Source organism: Nocardia sp. JCM 38205, from assembly GCF_058222935.1.
In genome coordinates, this window is sequence record NZ_JBYHFL010000002.1 from 427,506 (window position 1) to 447,281 (window position 19,776).

Here is a 19,776-nt window from a genome sequence, read left to right on the forward strand (position 1 = left end):
CGTATCGAGACGGCTGCACCGCGGCTGCGTTCGCGTCCGGGCGGCACCGGCCGCGGGGCGGCCATCGACCGCGCCGGGGCGACCGGGGCGCGCGGCGAACCGCTCGCCTGCGCGAGCCGACTCCTACTGCGGAAGCCCGAGCCGTCCGCGCGCCCAGTGCGGGACCATCGGCAAGTATTCCGGGCGGGTCTCCACGAAATGGCGCACCATCGGGCACATCGGCAGCGCGCCGAGATGATCGGCGCGGGTCTGGTTCAGCGCGGTCTCGACGAGCATGCGGCCGTAGCCCTGGCCCTCGTACTGGGAGTAGATCTCGGTGTGCACGAAAGCCCGTTCGGCATTGGTGTCCTGGTACTCCGCGTACCCGGCGATCGCGCCGTCGACGTAGATCTCGAAGCGTTCCAGTGCGGTGTTGTTGCGGACCTCTGTCGACATGGCTCGAAGCTACTCCACCGGCGCGCCGTGGACACATCGCAACGCGTCGCCGTATCGGTGGCCGGGACCCGTCGTCCGGCGCCGGGGTGCGGCGGGGGGCGCGACGGTGGACAATCGCAGGATGGAGCCGGTGCCGACCGTCGTACTCGCCCCGGACAAGTTCAAGGGGTCGCTGTCGGCTGCCGCGGTGGCATCGGCGCTGGCCACGGGCATCGCGCGGGCGCGGCCGGATGCGCGGGTGGTGCGCGCGCCGGTGGCCGACGGCGGGGACGGGACGGTCGACGCGTTCGTCTCGGCCGGGTGGACGCGAGTCACCATGCCTGCGCCGGGGCCGACCGGCGAAACGGTGGAAGCCTCCTACGCGGTGCGTGGCGATACCGCGGTGATCGAACTCGCCGCGGTGGTCGGCCTGGCACGGCTTCCCGTTGGGCTACCGGACCCGTTGAACGCCAGCACTTTCGGGCTCGGCGTCGTCATCGCGCACGCGCTGTCGGTGGGCGCCGAGCGGATCGTGCTCGGGCTCGGCGGCAGCGCGTCCACCGACGGGGGAGCGGGCATGCTGACGGCGCTGGGGGCGCGCGTCTATGGGCCGGACGGACACGAAGTGCCAAGGGGCGGTGGGGCTTTGCGTGATGCGAAGCGGTTGGATCTGCGGGGTCTGCATCCGGGCCTGGCGGACGTGCAGTTCATCGTCGCCGGCGATGTGAACAATCCGCTGCTCGGGCCGTCGGGCGCGGTCGCGGTGTATGCCGCGCAGAAGGGTGCCGGGCCAGCTGAGCAGGCGGTTCTCGAAGCGGCACTACAGAATTGGGCCATGCTGGTCGGCGCGGCACATGCCGACCGGCCGGGCGCGGGCGCGGCGGGCGGGACCGGCTTCGGCGCCATGGCCGTGCTCGGGGCGGAAATGCGCAGTGGGATAGCGGTGGTGCTCGAACTGCTCGATTTCGCGGCCGTGCTGGAATCGGCGACGCTGGTCGTCACCGGCGAAGGCTGCCTCGACCGGCAGACCCTGCACGGGAAGGCGCCGATGGGTGTGTGCGCCGCCGCGCGAACCGCGGACGTCCCCGTCATCGCCGTTGCCGGACGGATCGACCTCGGCCCGGACGAGCTCGCCGCGGCCGGCTTCGACGCCGGCTATGCCCTGGCCGACATGGAACCCGATGCGAGCCGCTCGATGGCCGAGGCCGCGGTGCTGCTCGAACAGCTCGGCGGCCGGATCGCCGACGAGCGGTTGGGTGAGCCGAAGCCGTCATAGCCGCGTCGATCCGACAGCCGGCCATCACGTCGATCAGCTCAGGGCGACCATCAGACACAACGCTTGGCACGCGATCGCGAGCAACGGCCAAACGAACAGCGGCAGCCTCCGTGGCGCCGGCCCGCGCCGCGCGAATGCCCGATTCGCGAACGCGACGACGACGTTCACGACCAGCGCGACACCCGGGATCACCACAACCGCGAGCAACAACACACCGCTCGCGGTCTCGCTTTCTCGTTCCGCTTCGGCACACGTATCGGGCTGCCCGGTGCAGGACGGCGAGGAGAACGTTCCGCCCATGGCGACGTGCCAGAAGAACCAGAACGCGCTGATCAGCGCCAGCGCGAAGACGACGGCCCACAGGACGAGGCAGGCGATCACGTCCACCACTCGGCGATCTCGGTAGCCGTGCGGTACGGGTACCGCGAACCCGGTCGGTTCCGGCGGCATCGGCGCGAAGTGCTCGCTCATCGGTACGCCGTCGCGGTCGAAGCCGGGGCCGGAAGCGTCAGCTTGCCGACATCAGCTTCGTGACCAGCTCACCGCGATGCCGGTCGCCCCACTCCTCCAGCGGCCGTAGCGCTGCCGCGAGTTCGGCGCCGAGCGGGGTGAGCGAGTATTCGACGCGGGGCGGGATCTCGGGGTAGATCTCCCGGTGCACGACGCCGGAGGTCTCCAGATGGCGCAGGTTCTCGGTGAGCACCTTTTCGCTGACGCCGCCGAGCAGGCGCCGGATCTCGCCGAAACGGCGTGGACCGTCGCCGAGCACCCACATCAGGTGCAGCCGCCACTTCCCGCCGACGACGTCGATCGCCACGCTCATCCCGCACGCATCGTGATCCGCGTCACTGCCGACCGTCACTGGATCCTCCTGACCTCGATACGGACCTCGACGTAAGCAACCGTACCTGCATGTGCGGTCTTGTCGCGCCTACCTGCGCAGATGAACCATGAGGACCGGCGCCGACAGCAACCGTATCGACTTTCGAAGGATCAGCACATGTCTCAGCAGAGCAGCACCGCCTCGGTTTCGGTCATCGGTCTCGGGCCGATGGGGCAGGCCATGGTGCGGGCGTTCTTGAAGGCGGGCACCGAGGTCACGGTGTGGAACCGTAGCAGCGCCAAGGTCGACGCCATGGTCGAGCTGGGTGCCAAGCGCGCGAACACCGTCGCCGAGGCACTCGAGGCCAACGAGGTGACCGTGGTGAGCTTGACCCACTACGACGCCATGTACGACGTGCTCGGTCAGGCCACCGACCATCTCGCGGGCAAGGTGATCGCGAACCTGTCCTCGGATTCGCCCGAGAAGGCGCGCAAGGGTGCGCAGTGGGTGCGTTCGCACGGCGCCGAATTCCTCTCCGGCGGTGTCATGTCGGCCGGCGACAATATCGAGCACCCGGCCTCGTACATCTTCTACAGCGGCCCGCGCGAGGTGTTCGACGCGCACGCCGAGCTGCTGCGCCCGCTCAGCCCGCCGGAGTACCTCGGCACCGACGACGGTCTCGCGCAGGTCTTCTACCAGGCGCTGCTCATCGTCTTCCATCCCTGGATGCTCGCCTACGATCAGGCGTTGGCCGTGATCGCCCGCTCCGGCCAGGACATCGACCAGTTCCTGCCCTTCGCCCAGCGTGCCGCCGGCGCCTACCCCTTCTTCATGGAGGAGTACGCCAAGGCGGCCAAGGAAGGTGGCTGGGGCGATCTGTCGGCGTTCAAGATGATGGACGCCGGTGCGCAGCACATCATCGATGCCAGCGAGGAGGTCGGCGTCGACGCGACCATCTCGCATACCGCCCAGGGCATCTGGCGCAAGGCGATCGCGGCAACGGAGGAAGCCGGGAAGCCGGTGTCGGTGTTCGAGCTGTTCGGCGGGGCGAAGTCCTGAGCAGGTCGCCCGCCCGTTGCCAGTGGCGTTCGGGCGGGCGAGGGTATGCTGGCATACCATGAAGCGGACGACGGTGAAACTGCCCGACGAACTCGACGAGCGTATGCGACACGAGGCGCAACGACGCGGAATCACGGTTTCCGAGTTGACTCGTGCGGCAGTCGCGCAGTTTCTCTCCATGCCCCCCGAAGGCCGGCGAAAGTTCGGTGCAGCAGGCGCCGGACGAAGCGGGCAGTCGGATGTATCGAGCCGGATCGATGAGATCCTGAGCGCGGAGTGGGGCCGATAAGCGGCTTGGTCGTCGACGCGGGCCCGTTGTATGCCTACGTCGACGCCGACGACGCCCACCACGAAGCGTCCTTGGACCTGCTGCAAACCCATCGCGGCCCGCTCGTCGTGCCGACGCTGGTCATCACCGAGGCGGTATACCTGATCAGCACCAGACTCGGCACTGAGGCCGAGGTGCGTTTCCTCGGAGATCTGGCACAGGGCCTGTTCGCGGTCGAACCCGTCCACGCCGTCGACTGGCTTCGGATCGCCGAACTGGTTGCCAAGTACCGCGACCTTCCACTTGGTACGGCCGACGCCTCGGTTATCGCCGCGGCGGAGCGTCGGAATCTGACGCAGATAGCCACCACGGATCGGCGGCATTTCACCGTCGTACGCCCTCGCCATGCCGCAGGGTTCACTCTGGTTCCGTAGTCCGCGGCGTGAATCAGGCCGATTCCGAGTCCGACCCGAGTCTGGGGAAGGGGGTGGTGGAGAAGACGACCTCCACCGCCACCTCGAAATACTGTGCGATCCGCAAGGCCAGATGCAGGCTCGGGCTGTACTCGCCGCGCTCCAGATATCCGATGGTCTGGTAGTGCACGCCGAGCGCTTCCGCGAGCTCGCGCCGGGAGATGCCGCGCTCGGCGCGCAGCATCGCGATCCGGTTGTAGATGACCTCAGTAGGCACGCTGCAACGCCTTCTCCCGCCGTTCGGCCATGGCCGCGCCGGACTCCCGGCGGGCCATCCGGCGCATCACCGCCGGCGCGATCACCAGCGCGGCCACCGACCAGATGCCGAGTACCGCAGCGGTTTCCAGATGGCGCCAGGAACCGTCGAGCTCGACCACCCGAGCACTATCGGGCAGCATCGCCGAGCGCATACCGAGACCGAGCCAATACATCGGGAATACCTGTCCCACCACTTGCAACCAGCCGGGCAACCCGGTGATCGGATAGAAGATGCCGGAGATGGCGACCAGGCCCATCAGCGGCATGGTGAAGAAGAACAGGCCACGAGGATCGTCGAAGAGCGAGCCGAGGATCGCGCCGAGTGCGGATATCGCGAGCAGACCGAGGGCCAGCACCCACGCCAACGTGAGCCACGACGTGACGCTGTCGAGCGACACACCTCCCACGATCACCGTTCCCACGCCCAGCAGGATAGCCACCTGCGCGAGCACCGAACCGGCGTTGGCGCCGAGCTTGCCGATGAGATAGCCGATCATGCCGTTCGGCGTGGCCTTGGCGCGCAACAGCGTGCCGTCCTCCCGGTCCAGCACCAGGTACTGGGCGATGCCGTACAAGCCATTGAAGGCGACCACCGCGCCGATCACCCCGGGCAACGCCAACGCGCCCATTCTCAGGTCGGTGTCCTGGAAGGTGCTGTTGCGCATGAAGAACAGCGCGGTGAGCAGCAGGATCGGGGTGAGCAGGATCCCGCCGAGATCCTCGCCATGGGTGAACAGCATCCGCAGTTCGATGCCGGCCCGGCGGAATCCGGCCCGGATCGCGACGGTAGTCGGGTTCATCGCACGACCTCCTCGATGGCGTGGATTTCGGCATCGCCGGTGCCGCTCTCGTAGTGGCGGACCAGCGACATGTAGGTCTCCTCGAGTGAGGCGCGGCGCACCTCCAGTTCGCCGATGTCCGCACCGAATTGCTGGAAGAGCTCGTAGACGAACTTGGTCGGCTCGGTGGTGGTGTGCACGAAACGCTGGCCGTCTCTGGTCCAGCGCACCTCGGCCTCGACCGACACCCGGCGCGAGAGTTCGTCGGCCGAGCCGTCGGCGATGATCCGGCCACCGGCCAGGATCAGGATGCGGTCGGCCAATTTCTCGGCCTCGTCCAGATCGTGGGTAGTGAGCAGGATGGTGGTCTGCTGCTCGTCGGCCAAACGGTGGATCAGATCGTGGAATTCGCGCCTGGCTTCCGGATCGAATCCGGCGGTCGGCTCGTCGAGGAACAGCACCTCGGGCTTGCCGACCACGCCGATCGCGACGTCGAGCCTGCGGCGTTGCCCGCCGGACAGGGTGGAGATCTTGGCGCCGGCATGTTCGGTGAGGCCGACCAGCTCGATGAGTTCATCGGTGTCCCAGGGCTTTCGGACGCCATCGGTGCTATAGGGGCCGTAGAACGTGCCCAGATAGGACAGCAGTTCGCGGAGACGCCATTTCTTGTGGTCGCGCCACGATTGCAGCACCACCCCTATCCGGGCCCGCCAGGCCTCGTCGCCGTGCGCCGGATTCGCGCCGAGCACGTCGACCCTGCCCGCCGAGGGCACCCGGAATCCCTCGAGAATTTCGATGGTGGTGGTCTTGCCCGCCCCGTTGGGGCCGAGCATGACCAGCACTTCGCCGTGTCGCGCCCGGAATGAAACGCCATCGAGGACGTCCTTGGATCCGTAGCGCATGCGCAGCTGCTCCACGTCGAGCACCACGCCGTCACCCACAGTCATGGTTTCCCTCCCTGTCGTGGGTTGGTGATGGTTTGTAGCATACGTACTACATTTCGACGTGGCAATGCTCGCTACTCGATCGTTGACATGCAGCTGTTTGGGTGCCTATCCTGGCTTGGGCAGCCAAACGGCTGCATATCACGAGAGAACGGCGATGGACGAGGTATTCAAAGCGCTGGCCGATCCCAGCCGCAGGCGACTACTCGACAGCCTCCAGGCTCGCAATGGCCAGAGCCTGCGGGAGCTGTGCGCCGGGCTGGACATGGCTCGCCAATCGGTGAGCAAACACCTGGCGGTGCTCGAGGCCGCCAACTTGGTCACCACCCGGCGCAGTGGCCGCGAAAAGCTGCACTACCTGAACGCCGAACCCATCAACGCCATCGCCGACCGCTGGATCAACCGCTACCACCGCGCGCGGGTCACCGCCCTCGCCGACCTGAAATCCGCATTGGAGACCAGTCCGATGAGTGACACCGAATTCGTTTACACCACCTACATCAAGACCACGCCGGAAAAGCTCTGGCAGGCCCTCACCGATCCGGCATTCACCAGCCGCTACTGGGGCGCCACCTTCGACACCGATTGGCGGCAGGGCTCGGAAATGGTGTGGAAGCAAGGCAATTGGGTCGGTAAAGATCCCGAGCAGATCGTGCTCGAATCCGATCCGCCCCGCCGCCTGTCCTTCACCTGGCACACCATCGGCCCCGAGTTCGCCGCCGAATTCGGGATGGACGCCGATGAACTCGCCGAATGGTCCGCCGAACCCCGCTCCAAGGTGACCTTCGAGATCGAACCGCAGGGCGAGGTCGTGAAGCTGACCGTTGTCCACGATGGGTTCGCGCCCGGCAGCCGGGTGCTCGACGGGGTGCAAGGCGGATGGCCTTCGATCCTGTCGAACTTGAAGACGCTACTGGAAACCGGGGACGTGTTGCCCGAGCCCGCGCAGAGCTGATCAACCGGCGCGGCACTCCGCTGTCGCGCCGTTCCGGCTGCGGCGAGGCCTACGAGTGGCCTGCTACGGCGGAACGCGTCCGCTGCAAGTAGGTGATGTCATCGGCGAATTCGCGCCGGGGTGCACGGGTGGTCGTGGTAGCGACATTGATCGCGGCTCCGCCGATGACGCCGAGAAGCCAGCCAAGCTCGGGATACAGCTGCTGCCCGGCGTATCCGGATGCCAAGGCGATCGAGACCGTCACCGCTCGGCGTACCCAATTGATATTCGCGCAGCGGCCCGCGTGCTCGAGATCGGCCAGGGCCCGCTCCAGCTCACCCTGTAGGGCGTGGAACACGTCCCTGGGCCGGCCGTAGTCGCGTTGCAGACCGCGCACCAGGCGGTCGATCGCCGTGATGAGGCGTCGTCGTTCATCGCTGTACTTCTCCCGGAACGCGATCAGATCCTCGATCAGGACGTCATGGCCGGGAACCGGTAACAGCCCACCGATTTCGACATCCAGACAGGGCGCGGGGCTCGGGTCGGGGAGGCGGCCGGGGAACAACCCGCGGTACCGGCGAGGATGAATCGCGCCCTCGGGACCGGGGCCATCGTCGATGAATGCGAACGGTGAGTGTGCGAACCGATGGGCGGCCGGACTGTCTGTGTAGGGGTAGAGGCTGTCGATGTAGTGGTAGCCGCTATCACGTTCACCGAAATTCGAATGCCTGTAGTGCAGGGCGAGCTCACGGGCCGCGGCGCTGATCAGGCACAGTTGAGTCGCGGCCGACATGTAGACCGCGAGGCCGCTGCTGCGAGCCAGCCCCCGTCGCCGCAATTCCTCGATGAGATCCGGCGAGAACTTTCCGCGATGAACGTAGCTGTCGGGACCGCTGTCCGGGACCAGATCGTCCGCGGGGATCTCATCGAGCAGCCGCGTCAGTGTCCACAGCGTCCGTTCGATCACGCCGGTGCCGCCCGGCCACTCGTCGGCAGACAATCGCAGGTACAGTCCCGCGTCGTTCAACTGACGCATCTGCGGACCGAGAAAATCATCCAGCGGTCCCGGCGGCGCAACGGTGACCAAGCGATCCCAGTACAGCACCGCCTGGTAGATCACCGAGCGCGGCGCGTTGATCTTCGGGTAGTAGAACAGATCCGGCACGGTTCCCTCGAGGCCTCGGCTTCTCGTCGGCTGGGTGCGTCGATGCCGGGCATCGCCGGTATCGGTCGAGCGAACTCGGGCAGGCGCTTTCGCGATGCCGGTGGGCGAGCTGCCGAGTCGGAACCGACGATAGCGGGCGCGGAGGAAACTGTCGCCGATCCGAATCCTTTTCCGGTCGGAGGCGCTCTTATGGTGGTGAGAGTCGACATGAAACCCATGACCGCGCCGAACGCCGCCGCGGTCGCACCGCTGCCGGGCGCCGCATCGGAGTACCGAGGGGAGGCCCCGAGTGGAACGCGGATGGGCCGCTGAACAACTCGTCGCCGCGGCGCAGCAAGGTGATCGGGACGCGCTCTCGGCCATCGTGGACGGGGCCCATCCTCATGTGCGCCGCTTCGCCCAGCACCTGTGCGCGTCGTCGGCCGACGCGGAAGACGCCGCGCAAGAGGCGCTGATCATCCTGTACCGCAAGATCGGGACATTGCGCACCGCCACGGCGATCGCGTCGTGGATGTTCCGGATCGTCCGCAATGAATGTCTGCGACGGGCTCGGCGGGTGCTCGACCGCGTGCACGAGGGGTCCGACTCGGGCACGGTCGTCTCCGCCGAGGACGAAGTACTGCGCAGGCTCGACGCCGAACAGCTCACCCGCGCCATCACCGAGCTGCCGCCGCTGCAGCGCAGGGTCCTGATCATGCGCGATGTGCTCGGGCACCCGGGTCGTGACACGGCCGAGGCGCTCGGCCTGAGTACCGCGGCGATGAAGTCGCAGCTGCATCGCGCCCGTGCCGCCGTTCGTGAACGCCTCGCCGATCCGCTGTAGTCCGCCTCGGATATCCGTTCGCCCCACACCATCCCCGCATCGAAGGAATTCCCCATGCTCACTGCAGGATCCCCCGCGCCCGACCTGGAACTCGAGGACACCGATGGCCGCCCGTGGCGCTTGTCGGAGAATCTCGGCGCCAACGGTGCTCTGGTGTACTTCACGCGTTCCACGTCCTGCCCGATCTGCACCCGGCACGTCCGCGATCTGCAGACGCGGCGAAGCGAATTCGAGAACGCGGGCATTCGCATCCACATCGCGGTGCCGGAGGATCGCGATCGCGCGCTGGCTTGGAAAGCGCGGCACGGCATCCCTTTCACGGTGCTCGTCGGCGCGACCGCGACCCCGCACGCCTCGATCGGCCTGACCCGCACGGTATTCGGCACGATGCAGCAGTCGGGCAGCATGCTCGTCGACGCCGACGGCATCGTCCGCCACGCCAACGGCGCGACCCTGCCCGTCAGCGGTTACGACAAGAGGGGTATCGCCGCGGCCGTCGAGGCGATGCTCGGCCGGACCAGCATCTAGCCGGCTCACTGCGCGCGGCGCGGCAGGCTCTCCGGGAGGGTCCATCCGCGCCAGTGCGCGAGCAGGCACAGGCCCGCGCCGACGGTGGTCGCGCAGATCATGCCCGCGGTGGTCTGGCCTGCTGCGGCGAGGGCGACCATGACGATGCTCGCCGCCAGCGCGGCGGTGGCGTAGAGGGTGTTGCCGCCGAAGATGCGCGGGGTGCGGCGCAGCACGATGTCGCGGACCATGCCGCCGCCGACCGCGGTGATGGTGCCCAGCAGGATGGCTGGCAACCAGCCCAGGCCGACGGCCAGGGTCTTCTGGGCGCCGGTGGCGGCCCAGCAGCCGAGGGCGGCTGCGTCGACGAAGAGGAAAGTGCGGTCCCAGATTTTGCCCTCGATGAGCAGGACGAACGCGATCAACGCCCCGGCGAGTGCGGTCACCAGGTAGGCGTAGTTGGTGAGCGCGATGGGGGTGCCGCGCTGGAGCAGGGTGTCGCGGATCAGGCCGCCGCCGAGCCCGGACAGGATCGCCAGGGTCACGAACCCGATCGGATCGAACCGTTCGGCTCTGGCCAGTACTCCGCCCAGCACCGCGTTCGCGAGTACGCCGCTCAGGTCGAGCACGAAAAACAGATCGGTGAGATCAGCCGCCGCCACTCGACCATCGTCCATCAGCGCAGCGGAATGCGGCCGCAGCGCCACAGATAGAGAGCACTGCTCTTGACTTGTGCCGCCGCGCGTGAGACTGTAGTTCTCAACAGAGAGCGGCGCTCACAAAGGAGATGGACATGACCGGCACGAACGCGGCGACCCGATACATCGGCCCGGCACGAGGCGAGGCGACGATGAATCGGTTCATGAACACCCTGCCCAAGCTGGGCATCAGCATCATGGGCTCGCGACTGCTGGCCGTGCGCGGCCGCAAGAGCGGGCAGTGGCGCACCACGCTGGTCAACGTCATGGACATCGACGGCGCGCGCTACCTGGTCGCGCCGCGCGGACACACTCAGTGGGTGCGGAATCTGCGCGCCGCCGGAGAGGGCGAGCTGCGGCTCGGTCGCAAGGTGGAGGCGTTCACCGCGCACGAGATCGACGACGCCGACAAGGTGCCGCTGCTGCGCGCCTACCTGAAGCGCTGGGGCTGGGAGGTGGGCCGGTTCTTCGAGGGCGTCACCAAGGATGCGACCGATGCGGAGCTGGCCGCGATCGCGCCGGGGTTCCCGGTATTCCGCATCGCATGATCGGCGCCGCCACTCGATCGGCGGTCGATCAGTGGCCGCTCGGTCGGCGCCGCACCAGGAATTCGATCGCCGCCGCGTATCCGAACACGCCCATCCCGGCGATCACCGCGGTGGCGATGGGCGAGATGAAGGAGTGGTGGCGGAACTCCTCGCGGGCGTGCACATTGCTGACGTGCACCTCAACGATCGGCACCTCCGGAATCACGAGCGCGTCGCGTAGGGCGACCGAGGTATGGGTGAGCCCGCCGGGATTGATGACGATGCCCGAGACCGTCCCGCGGGCCTCGTGGATCCGATCGATCAGGGCGCCCTCGGAATTCGACTGGAACGCCTTCACCTCGCGGCCGAGCCCGGCCGCCGTGCGCGTGCACAATTCCACGACGTCGGCGAGGGTCTCGGAGCCGTAGATCTCCGGCTGGCGTACGCCGAGCATGTTCAGATTGGGACCGTTGAGCACCAGGATCGGCAGGCTCGGCGCGGCGGTGTCGGACATGCCGGCAACCTTACCGATTCACCCGGTGCGTACCTGCGCGATTGGTCGCGGATCGGATCGGGTATCTAATGTGAAACGCCGAGTTCGGTGGTATCTGCACGCGGCGTCGGCTCGGTCGGTACGGTAGCTGCGCCGGTTGTCTTCGGGCCATCGGACGACGTTGGTGATCGGCTTCGGAGACGGGAGGGTTCGGGCACAATTGACACCGTTGTGTACGGGTTGCTCTCCCGGCTCGGGGGGCGCCGCAAACAGGGATTTTTCAGGTACGGTGGTCTTGTTACTGGAGTGACAAGAGTGAAGAGTGGGCGACATGGATGTGTGGGGATCCCGCCGCTTTCGCTTCCGGGGCGCACTGGCCCTCACGGGGGTGGCGGCTCTGGTATTCGCGATGGGATCGTGTGGTCTGGGTGAGCAGCCGAACGAAGCCGAGGCTGTCGTCGAACGGTTCACCGAGCTGCTCGACGAGCACGACTACGCGGCCGCCGCGGAGCTGACGTCCTACCCCACCGCGGCCTCGGCAACCTTGAAGCAAATGTTCGAGGGCCTGGAATCCGGCGAAGTCGATTACGAGAAAACCCAATTCATCGAGCTCGACCCCGCCTCCGGTCTGTTCAGCATGGACGTCGACTGGAGCTTCGGCGAAAAGAAGAACTGGTCCTACAGCATCGAAGGTTCGGTCCGTAAGCTCGCCATCGGCTGGCGCATCTCCTGGGACCCCGCGATCGTGATGCCGCAGCTGAGCCACACCCGCGAGGTCAAGCTGGTGCGCACCACTCCGAAACCGCCACCGCGCGTGGTCGATATCGTCGGCGAACCGCTGATGGCCGAGCAGAACATCAACGTGATCAAACTGGATCCTGCGCTCATGCCCGATCCGGTCGCCTCGACGAATGCGCTCGCCGACGCCATCGAACCGGTCGCCTCGCTGATCACCGGGCCGTATCTGATGCAGCAGCTGGCCTCCTCCGGGGGCAAGCCGATCGTCGCGGTCAGCCTGCGCGACGGCGATTTCAACATCCTCGAACCGCGGATGGCGCCCATTCCCGGTGTGGTGATGGAGAAGCAGCCGCGGGTGATCTCCGTCGACCGGCGGGTGCGTTCCCCGATGCTGGACGGGCTGGCCGAGGTCTGGGAGGACAGCCAGCAGGCGCATTCCGGATGGGCCGTCCAATTGTTCGAGAAGGACGGCCGATTCATCACCCAGCTGGCCGGTGAACAGGGCCCCGCAGGGCCCGATATCGCCGCGACCATGGACCAGAAGTTGCAGCGTGCTGCCTTGGATGCCGTGGTCAGCGTGGCGAGCCCGGCGTCGCTGGTGGCGATCCAGCCCTCCACCGGTGCGGTGGTCGCGGTCGCCCAGAACGGCTATGCCAGCGAGCACGGGCCGGTGGCGTTCACCGGCCTGTACCCGATCGGCGCGAACATCGAGCTGTTCCGCAATATCGTGGGCGTCGAAAAAGGTAAGGCGCCGGCCGACGTCTCGGTGCAGGAGGCCGCGGAGGCGGCCGCCAAACTCGGCATCGGCGTCGACTTCCGGGTACCGGGTCTGGACGAGGTCACCGGACGGCTGGCCATCTCCGGACGCAGCGCCGAGCAGGTCCGGCAGGGCGCGGGCGCCGATGCGGTCCTGGCCAGCCCCTTCGGTATGGCCATCGCCGCCGCGACCATCGCGCGCGGCTCGGTGCCGCCGCCCATGATCGAGCGTGGACGGCCCAGCGAAACCGATGCTCAGCTGGAACCGCTGCCTGCCCCGGTCACCGATCGGCTGCGCACCATGATGCGCGACGGCATGAACGATCCGAGGATGGAAGAGCTTCGGATGTACGGCGGGGTCACCGGCTTCGTCGCCGAAGCGGGCGAAGACGGCTGGTTGATCGCCACGATGGGGGATCTGGCCTTCGCGGTCCACATCGACAATATCGATGGCGGCGACGCTGCGGTGCGGATGGCGGCCCGGATGTTCCGCTCGTTCACCAAGCCCGAGCCCTGAACCGCTCTCGTATCAGATCACCGGAGCCTGGAACCCGATCAGTTGATCGCGTTCCAGGCGGCTCGCCAGCCGAGCAGGAACAACGCCAGCACGGCCGAGGCCACCAGCACGAAGCTGAACGCGGTGCCCTGGCCGCTGATCGAACGCAGCACCATGCCGCCGGCGAGGGTGCCGAGCCAGACCAGCACCCCGGTGGGCCAGAGCGAACTGCCATCGAAACGGGCGCCCTCGCCGTACATCCGGCCGGCCGCGATCACCGCCACCGCCCAGCCGACCGCCAACCCGATCGCGAACGGCCAGACCGTCCGCAACAATCCGGCGAGCACCGCCTCGTCGTGACTTTGCCGTCCGATCGCGCAGAACAGCACCACCAGCAGGGCATCGACCACCAACGGCAGGAAAATCCTCACCCGGCCAGCTTAGTGTTCGTTTCAATCAATCCCCGGCCACGCCACGGCTACACGGTGCGGCGCTGCTCGAATTCCTTTTCGTATTCCACCTCGTCGGCCTGTTTGGTGCGGAAACCGAACGCGAAAACGATCCAGCCGATGATCGCCACCAGAATGAAACTCACCAGCCGGTAGACGAATGCCGCCGCCACCGCCTGCGCGGCAGGCAATCCCGCGGCGGCGGTGAGACCGTAGATCAAGGTCGCGTCCACATAGACGATGCCGCCGGGCGCGAACGGAATCGAACCGACGGCTTTACCCGCGGCGAAAGCGATCAGCAGGCCTGCCCATTTCGGGTCGCCGCCGATGGCGTAACAGGCGGCGCCGAGACAGGCGACGTCGGCGATGCGGTGCACCACCGCCCATCCGGCCACCCAGGCACCGTCACGGGTACCGAGGTCGACCGATTCCAGCTGCGCCAGCATGTCGGTGACTTTGGACATTCCATGGTCGGGCGGCTGTTTGCGCACCCGATTCACCAGCGCGAGCACTCGGCGCACGACGGTTTCGAGCGCACCGGGATTGCTGGAGATGTAATTGCCCGCCCACACCAGGGCGACAATGGCCAGCACGGTGACGATCAGTTTCACCGGCCCCACCCGATTGCCGACCAGCAGTGCACCGCCGACGCCGAGCAACGCCAGGCCCGCCGCGGCGACCACACCGGAGAACACCAGCTGCCAGGAGGCGACCACCGGACTCGCACCCCAGCGCCGGGTCTGCCGGTAGGTGAACGCGGTGGAGAAAACCTGGCCGGCGGGCAGCGTCACCGACATCGCCGTCGCGCCATAGACGACGGCTACCGATTTGCGTTGACTGACCCGCACACCACCGGCGCCGAGCAACTGTTTCTGCACGCGGCCGAATCCGCTCATCGACATCGCCTGGAATGCGATGCACAGCGCTACCCAGCCCCAATGGATTTCGGTGAGAGTGCGCCACGACTCGTGCAGACGCGGCCAGAGATAGATGGCCTCGCCGATCAATAATGCGAGCAACGCCACACCGGCGACCCATTTCAGCCACCGGAAATTGCGCCGAACCGGCGCGGCAGCGGCCGCAGGCGAGACAGAATCGCCTGCTGGAGCGCCGTTGGCCGTCACGCGGTCAGCCTAACGAACGCACCTGTTCTTCGTCTGCATCGTCGGTGGCCTCGGCGCCGTTCTTGGGCCAGGCCAATCTGGTTTTTCTGCGCCGTCCACGCAGCTGTACCTCGTCGCCGGTCACCCAAAACTCTTGCTCGCTTTCATCGGCGAAATACAGCGCGGAGCCGGATGCGAGCACCCGCCCGGGTTGGTCTTTGGCCAGCTCGGTCAGCCGCGAGGCCTCGTTGACCGGATCTCCGATGACGGTGTATTCGAATCGATTGGCCGCACCGATATTTCCCGCGACGGCCAGTCCGGCCGAAACGCCGATACCGATATCCAGGCCGTGCACCTCACGCAGGGCCTCACGCAATTCCCTGGCCGCGGCCAGGGCGGCGGCGGGTGCGTCCGGACGGTCCAATGGCGCGCCGAAGATCGCCAGGGCCGCGTCACCGACGAACTTGTTGACGAAGCCGTGGTGGCGATCGATGACGTCGACCACCACCCGGAAGAACTCGTTGAGCAGGCTCACCACCTCGGTGGGCGGGCGCTCGGCGGCGGTGGCGGTCGAGCCGACCATGTCCACGAACAGCACCGCGACGAACCTGGTCTCACCGCCGAGTTCGGTGCCGTAGTCCAGCGCGCGCTGGGCCACCTCGGCGCCGACGTGCTGGCCGAACAGCTCCTGGAGCTGCTGACGTTTGGCGGCCTCCTCCATCATCCGGTTGAAGCCCACCTGCAACAGCCCGATCTCACTGCCGTCGAACACCTCGACCTGCACATCCCGCGCGCCGGCCTGCACCCGGTCGATGGCCTGGCTGAGCTGGCGCACCGGGTCGGAGATGCTGGAGGCGGTGAGCATCGACAACGCCAGCGCCTGCATGATCACCACACCGCACAGCAGCAGAATCGACACCGCCAGCGACTGCGCCGAGAATTTGATGTCGGAGGAGATCTGGGTGACGCACAGCAGCACAATCGCGATGGTCGGCGCGAAGGTGCCCATGCCCCAGGTCATCGCCATGCGGGTACCGACACCGGGGGTCAAGGTGTGGTCGAAGGTGCCGGCGGTGAGTGCTTCGGCGGCCACCGGGCGCAGGATGCGCTCACCGAGCATGTAGGTGAAGCCGAAGACGATGGTCGCGGCCATACATTCGGTGACGATCACCGCACCGGCGAGTTCGGGCGTGTCGACGATGATCAGCGAGGCCAGCACCGCGCCACCGACGATCCATAACGCCAGGTGCAGGATCGACTGCCGCAGCGGCGCGTGCAGCGCGGCCATCTGCTCTTGCCTGCTCGGCGGGCCTCCGCGCACCTGCCACCGCATCACCGGCCGCAGCATCCACGCCGAGGCGACCACGCTGAGCAGGCCGCCGATCACGAAGACCAGCGCCGGGATCAGCAGGCCCACCTGGCGCGGTCCGGCGGCCTCACCTTCGGGTATGGGCAGTCCGTACTGGATGAACGCCCAGACCAGCACCGCGCCGAAGGCATTGGCCAACAGCATCGACGTCAGGTACAGCGGCCAGCGCGTATGCATGGTCTGTTTGACCGCTTCCAAGGGCGCTGACACGATCACCAATCTAGCGTTTCGAACATCTATCCTCTGCGTGGCGGTGTTGCGCCGATAAGCTCTCCAGGGTGACCGAGCCGAAGTCAGGTTCCGCGGGATCGACGCCGAAGACGGCGGCACAGCGGGAGGGGAGAGCGTCGGCGGCGGCCGACGCGGTGCATCCGATCGTGCGGGTGAGCGCGGAGTGGGCGTGGCGATTGCTCGTCATCTTCGCGCTGGTCGCCGTGCTGGCCATGGTCGTGCAGCGGCTGGCGACGGTGGTGATTCCGCTGGCCATCGCGTTGTTGGCGGCCGCGCTGCTGGCGCCGCTGGTGGACTGGATGCAACGGCTGGGGATAGCGCGCTCGGTCGGCGTGTTCGTGGTGCTGGTCGGTTCGCTCGGGCTGGTCGCCGGGATTCTCACCTTCGTGGTCGAGCAGTTCGTCGAGGGCGTGCCCCAGCTGACCGATCAGTTCACCAACAGCATCAAAGAGGTGCAGGACTGGCTGATCAACGGGCCGATCCACCTCAGTGAAGATCAGATCCGCAGCGCGGGCGACACCGCGGTCAAGGCCATCCAGTCCAATCAGGACGAGCTCACCAGCGGGGCGCTCACCACCGCGACGGTGATCGGCCACATCCTTACCGGCACCTTCCTCACCCTGTTCATCCTCATCTTCTTCCTCTACAGCGGCGATCAGATCTGGCATTTCATCACCAGGATCGTGCCGACGCCGCATCGGCAGCGGGTGCGAACGGCCGGCGAGCTCGGCTTCGGATCGCTGGTCGGGTTCGTGCGGGCGACGGTGGCGGTGGCCGCTGTCGACGCCATCGGTATCGGTGCCGGGCTCGCCATCCTCGGGGTGCCACTGGCGTTGCCGTTGGCTTCACTGGTGTTCGTCGGCGCCTTCATCCCGATCATCGGCGCGTTCCTGGCCGGGTTCGTGGCGGTGTTCATCGCCCTGGTCACCAAGGGCCTGGTGACGGCACTGATCGTGCTCGGCGTCATCATCGCGGTGATGCAGCTCGAGGGGCATGTGTTGCAGCCACTGCTGCTGGGGCGGGCGGTGAGCATCCATCCGCTGGCGGTGGTGCTGGCCATCACCGCGGGCGTGGTGCTCGGCGGGATCGCCGGCGGTCTGCTCGCGGTGCCGTTCGTCGCGGTGATGAACACCGCGATCCGATCGTTGCTGGCCGAGGATCCGGAGGAGCTGTTCGAGGAGCTGCGCACCGACGAGGACGGCAGGTTGTATTCGGCGGAGCCGGATGTGCCCGAGCCGGGGCGCTTCGATGTCGGGGCCATCCTGGCCGAGGCGCAGCGCAAACTCGGCGGGAAATCCGGTGGGGACAAACCGGGCCGCACCGACGACACCGGGACCCGCGATGACGCCACCACGGACGACTGAAGCGAGCTCCGCAGACACCGCCACCGCCCCGCTGTGGCGGGCGGCGCAGGCCTTCCGGCTGGTGACGCTGCTGTACGCGGTGGGCCAGCAGATCGCCTCGGTGCCCTACTACCAGAACCAGCGGTTGAGCTGGGTGCTGATCGCGAGCATGGCGGTGTGGTCGGGCGTCTCGGCGATCATGTTGTCGCAGTGGCATTTCCCCGACGCCCTCCGGCTGCGCGGCTGGGTGGTGTTCGGCGACCATGTGGTGGCTGATGGCCTCGACCCGGCTGGTCGCCGATTACGACTGGTATCACGGCCACCAGACCCTGCCGACCACGCTGTGGGCGACCAATGCCGTGATCTCGGCGGCGATCCTGCGCGGGCCGGTGTTCGGCGTGTGTTCGGGCATGCTCATCGCCGCCGCCAGCATCACCGTGCGCGACCAGTGGGGTCAGGATGTGTGGACCGATGCGACCGCGCCGGTACTGGTATCGGTGGGGCTGGCGCTCGGGCTTGCCGCCAACACCGCGCGTACCGCGCAACGTCAGCTCGAGCGGGCGGTGCGGCTGAACGCGGCGACCGAAGAACGCGAACGGCTCGCCCGTCAGGTACACGACGGCGTGCTGCAGGTGCTCAGCTACATCACACGTCGCGGCACCGAAATCGGCGGACCCACCGCGGAACTCGCGCAGCGGGCCGGTGAACAGGAAGTGGCGCTGCGGGTGCTGATCTCCGAGCAGGGTGCACGTGCCGACGAGGGCGGGGCGGAGGTCGATCTGCGGCCGCTGCTCACCGAACACGCCACGCCGGACGTCTTCGTGTCCACGCCAGGTGATCCGGTACCGGTGCGGCGCTGGGTCGCCACCGAGATCGCGGCCGCGGTCGCGACCGCGCTGTCGAATGTCGGTCTGCACGCCGGGCCGGACGCGAAAGCCTATGTGCTGCTGGAAGACACCGGCGACGAGGTGATCGTCAGCGTCCGCGACGACGGCGTCGGGATCGCACCCGGCCGGCTGGCCGAGGCCGAACAGGAGGGGCGGATGGGCGTGTCACGCTCTATCGTCGGCCGGATCGGAGCACTCGGCGGGACGGCGGAACTGCTGACCGAAGAGACCGGCGGCGTCGGCTTCGGCACCGAATGGGAATTCCGGGTGCCACGTGGCCGATCGAGAGGGAGGTAGCCGATGAGCGAGGACGCGATCACCGTGATGGTGGTGGACGACCACCCGATGTGGCGCGACGGCGTCTCCCGTGACCTGACCGAATCCGGGTTCCAGGTCGTGGCCACCGCGGACGGTGTGGGCGCGGCGACCAGACGCGCCGCCGCCGTGCGACCCGATGTGGTGCTGATGGATATGCAACTACCCGACGGCAACGGCGCGCAGGCCACCGCCGAGGTGCTGCGGGTCTCGCCGGACAGCCGGGTGCTGGTGCTGTCGGCGTCGGCCGAACGCGACGATGTGCTGGACGCGATCAAGGCGGGCGCCACCGGCTATCTGGTCAAGAGCGCGTCGTCGGCGGAGCTGCGCGATGCCGTGCGCGCCACCGCCGCCGGTCAAGCGGTGTTCACACCCGGACTCGCCGGGCTGGTGCTCGGTGAGTACCGCCGCATCGCCACCGCGCCCGCCGACCCGGCCACGCCGCCGCGGCCCGCGCTCACCGAACGCGAAACCGAGGTGCTGCGGATGGTGGCGAAAGGGTTGTCGGCCAAGCAGATCGCGTCCAGGCTCGGATTGTCGCACCGCACCGTGGAGAACCATGTGCAGGCGACCCTGCGGAAGCTGCAGTTGGCGAACAGGGTCGAGTTGACCAGGTATGCCATCGAGCAAGGGCTCGAGTAGGGCGTC

General features: G+C 67.4%; 23 protein-coding genes and 1 pseudogene. 12 read left to right on the forward strand and 12 right to left on the reverse strand.

Translation table 11 applies throughout. The features are described from left to right. Nucleotides 1–123 precede the first annotated feature (123 nt). Nucleotides 124–435 (reverse strand): GNAT family N-acetyltransferase, encoded by a 312-nt coding sequence (locus AC4HOU_RS08755; RefSeq protein ID WP_130918239.1) that lies wholly within the window; start codon nt 433–435, stop codon nt 124–126. Between the two features lie 121 nt (nt 436–556). Between AC4HOU_RS08755 and AC4HOU_RS08760 the strand changes: the two genes are divergently transcribed. Next, nucleotides 557–1,690: a glycerate kinase gene (locus AC4HOU_RS08760; protein WP_490724356.1), complete on the forward strand. Its 1,134-nt coding sequence runs from the start codon at nt 557–559 to the stop codon at nt 1,688–1,690. Nucleotides 1,691–1,723: 33 nt separating this feature from the next. Here AC4HOU_RS08760 and AC4HOU_RS08765 read toward each other — a convergent pair whose 3' ends face one another. Both AC4HOU_RS08765 and AC4HOU_RS08770 read right to left on the reverse strand, forming a co-directional pair. Then, nucleotides 1,724–2,080 carry a hypothetical protein gene (locus AC4HOU_RS08765; protein WP_194990618.1) on the reverse strand — a complete coding sequence of 119 codons (357 nt, stop codon included), beginning with the start codon at nt 2,078–2,080 and terminating at the stop codon, nt 1,724–1,726. 118 nt (nt 2,081–2,198) lie between these two features. Continuing rightward, complete coding sequence (locus AC4HOU_RS08770) at nt 2,199–2,513, reverse strand: winged helix-turn-helix transcriptional regulator (protein ID WP_163814519.1); 315 nt, start codon at nt 2,511–2,513, stop codon at nt 2,199–2,201. A 120-nt stretch (nt 2,514–2,633) separates the two neighbouring features. Between AC4HOU_RS08770 and AC4HOU_RS08775 the strand changes: the two genes are divergently transcribed. Genes AC4HOU_RS08775 through AC4HOU_RS08785 form a run of 3 tightly spaced genes read left to right on the forward strand, consistent with a single transcriptional unit; the run spans nt 2,634 to nt 4,274 of the window. Further along, on the forward strand, nt 2,634–3,572 hold the full coding sequence (locus AC4HOU_RS08775; protein ID WP_194990617.1) for an NAD(P)-dependent oxidoreductase: 939 nt from the start codon (nt 2,634–2,636) through the stop codon (nt 3,570–3,572). Nucleotides 3,573–3,630: 58 nt separating this feature from the next. After that, nucleotides 3,631–3,861 carry a ribbon-helix-helix domain-containing protein gene (locus tag AC4HOU_RS08780; protein ID WP_490724357.1) on the forward strand — a complete coding sequence of 77 codons (231 nt, stop codon included), beginning with the start codon at nt 3,631–3,633 and terminating at the stop codon, nt 3,859–3,861. Between the two features lie 5 nt (nt 3,862–3,866). Further along, nucleotides 3,867–4,274 (forward strand): type II toxin-antitoxin system VapC family toxin, encoded by a 408-nt coding sequence (locus AC4HOU_RS08785; RefSeq protein ID WP_178128073.1) that lies wholly within the window; start codon nt 3,867–3,869, stop codon nt 4,272–4,274. Between the two features lie 13 nt (nt 4,275–4,287). On the opposite strand, the gene AC4HOU_RS08790 is transcribed toward AC4HOU_RS08785, so the two are convergent. Genes AC4HOU_RS08790 through AC4HOU_RS08800 form a run of 3 tightly spaced genes read right to left on the reverse strand, consistent with a single transcriptional unit; the run spans nt 4,288 to nt 6,297 of the window. Continuing rightward, nucleotides 4,288–4,530 (reverse strand): helix-turn-helix transcriptional regulator, encoded by a 243-nt coding sequence (locus AC4HOU_RS08790; protein ID WP_163814463.1) that lies wholly within the window; start codon nt 4,528–4,530, stop codon nt 4,288–4,290. Then, a complete protein-coding gene (locus AC4HOU_RS08795) occupies nt 4,520–5,371 on the reverse strand; it encodes an ABC transporter permease (RefSeq protein WP_163814464.1) in 852 nt (283 codons plus the stop codon). Before AC4HOU_RS08795 ends, AC4HOU_RS08790 begins: the two co-directional genes overlap by 11 nt. Next, nucleotides 5,368–6,297 carry an ABC transporter ATP-binding protein gene (locus AC4HOU_RS08800; protein WP_490724358.1) on the reverse strand — a complete coding sequence of 310 codons (930 nt, stop codon included), beginning with the start codon at nt 6,295–6,297 and terminating at the stop codon, nt 5,368–5,370. Before AC4HOU_RS08800 ends, AC4HOU_RS08795 begins: the two co-directional genes overlap by 4 nt. Before the next feature lie 154 nt (nt 6,298–6,451). On the opposite strand from AC4HOU_RS08800, the gene AC4HOU_RS08805 reads away from it, so the two are divergent. Continuing rightward, nucleotides 6,452–7,249 carry an ArsR/SmtB family transcription factor gene (locus tag AC4HOU_RS08805; RefSeq protein ID WP_195020269.1) on the forward strand — a complete coding sequence of 266 codons (798 nt, stop codon included), beginning with the start codon at nt 6,452–6,454 and terminating at the stop codon, nt 7,247–7,249. 49 nt (nt 7,250–7,298) lie between these two features. Here AC4HOU_RS08805 and AC4HOU_RS08810 read toward each other — a convergent pair whose 3' ends face one another. Next, nucleotides 7,299–8,393, reverse strand: coding sequence for a DUF6236 family protein (locus AC4HOU_RS08810; RefSeq protein WP_490724359.1), 1,095 nt, complete (start codon nt 8,391–8,393; stop codon nt 7,299–7,301). Nucleotides 8,394–8,682: 289 nt separating this feature from the next. Here AC4HOU_RS08810 and AC4HOU_RS08815 point away from each other — a divergent pair, with 289 nt between their 5' ends. Together AC4HOU_RS08815 and AC4HOU_RS08820 are read left to right on the forward strand one after the other, a co-directional pair. Next, nucleotides 8,683–9,216 carry an RNA polymerase sigma factor gene (locus AC4HOU_RS08815; protein ID WP_490724360.1) on the forward strand — a complete coding sequence of 178 codons (534 nt, stop codon included), beginning with the start codon at nt 8,683–8,685 and terminating at the stop codon, nt 9,214–9,216. A 54-nt stretch (nt 9,217–9,270) separates the two neighbouring features. Then, nucleotides 9,271–9,744 carry a peroxiredoxin family protein gene (locus tag AC4HOU_RS08820; RefSeq protein WP_490724361.1) on the forward strand — a complete coding sequence of 158 codons (474 nt, stop codon included), beginning with the start codon at nt 9,271–9,273 and terminating at the stop codon, nt 9,742–9,744. Nucleotides 9,745–9,749: 5 nt separating this feature from the next. Here AC4HOU_RS08820 and AC4HOU_RS08825 read toward each other — a convergent pair whose 3' ends face one another. Next, a complete protein-coding gene (locus tag AC4HOU_RS08825) occupies nt 9,750–10,400 on the reverse strand; it encodes a trimeric intracellular cation channel family protein (protein ID WP_178128074.1) in 651 nt (216 codons plus the stop codon). 116 nt (nt 10,401–10,516) lie between these two features. On the opposite strand from AC4HOU_RS08825, the gene AC4HOU_RS08830 reads away from it, so the two are divergent. Beyond that, the gene (locus AC4HOU_RS08830; RefSeq protein ID WP_163814473.1) at nt 10,517–10,969 is read left to right on the forward strand and encodes a nitroreductase family deazaflavin-dependent oxidoreductase; all 453 of its coding nucleotides are present in this window, start codon (nt 10,517–10,519) and stop codon (nt 10,967–10,969) included. Between the two features lie 28 nt (nt 10,970–10,997). Here the strand turns inward: AC4HOU_RS08830 and aroQ are convergent, their stop codons facing one another. Continuing rightward, nucleotides 10,998–11,462, reverse strand: a complete 465-nt coding sequence (aroQ, locus tag AC4HOU_RS08835; protein WP_163814474.1) for a type II 3-dehydroquinate dehydratase — start codon at nt 11,460–11,462, stop codon at nt 10,998–11,000. A 310-nt stretch (nt 11,463–11,772) separates the two neighbouring features. Between aroQ and AC4HOU_RS08840 the strand changes: the two genes are divergently transcribed. After that, nucleotides 11,773–13,452, forward strand: a complete 1,680-nt coding sequence (locus AC4HOU_RS08840; RefSeq protein WP_228815189.1) for an NTF2-like N-terminal transpeptidase domain-containing protein — start codon at nt 11,773–11,775, stop codon at nt 13,450–13,452. A 38-nt stretch (nt 13,453–13,490) separates the two neighbouring features. On the opposite strand, the gene AC4HOU_RS08845 is transcribed toward AC4HOU_RS08840, so the two are convergent. From AC4HOU_RS08845 to AC4HOU_RS08855, 3 genes are read right to left on the reverse strand one after another with little or no spacing between them, the layout of a single operon-like run. After that, entirely contained in the window at nt 13,491–13,862 is a 372-nt protein-coding gene (locus tag AC4HOU_RS08845; protein WP_163814476.1) for a DUF3054 domain-containing protein, read from the reverse strand. A 47-nt stretch (nt 13,863–13,909) separates the two neighbouring features. Then, nucleotides 13,910–15,004 (reverse strand): lysylphosphatidylglycerol synthase transmembrane domain-containing protein, encoded by a 1,095-nt coding sequence (locus tag AC4HOU_RS08850; protein WP_163814477.1) that lies wholly within the window; start codon nt 15,002–15,004, stop codon nt 13,910–13,912. Nucleotides 15,005–15,008: 4 nt separating this feature from the next. After that, nucleotides 15,009–16,529 carry an adenylate/guanylate cyclase domain-containing protein gene (locus AC4HOU_RS08855; RefSeq protein ID WP_175585936.1) on the reverse strand — a complete coding sequence of 507 codons (1,521 nt, stop codon included), beginning with the start codon at nt 16,527–16,529 and terminating at the stop codon, nt 15,009–15,011. Between the two features lie 188 nt (nt 16,530–16,717). On the opposite strand from AC4HOU_RS08855, the gene AC4HOU_RS08860 reads away from it, so the two are divergent. The 3 genes and pseudogenes from AC4HOU_RS08860 to AC4HOU_RS08870 all read left to right on the forward strand — a co-directional run bounded on the left by AC4HOU_RS08860 (nt 16,718) and on the right by AC4HOU_RS08870 (nt 19,770). Then, nucleotides 16,718–17,947: an AI-2E family transporter gene (locus AC4HOU_RS08860; protein WP_490724469.1), complete on the forward strand. Its 1,230-nt coding sequence runs from the start codon at nt 16,718–16,720 to the stop codon at nt 17,945–17,947. Next, nucleotides 17,925–19,110: pseudogene (gene macS / locus AC4HOU_RS08865) on the forward strand (MacS family sensor histidine kinase). Before AC4HOU_RS08860 ends, macS begins: the two are co-directional and overlap by 23 nt. A 3-nt stretch (nt 19,111–19,113) precedes the next feature. Next, complete coding sequence (locus AC4HOU_RS08870) at nt 19,114–19,770, forward strand: response regulator (RefSeq protein ID WP_163814478.1); 657 nt, start codon at nt 19,114–19,116, stop codon at nt 19,768–19,770. Nucleotides 19,771–19,776: the final 6 nt, after the last annotated feature.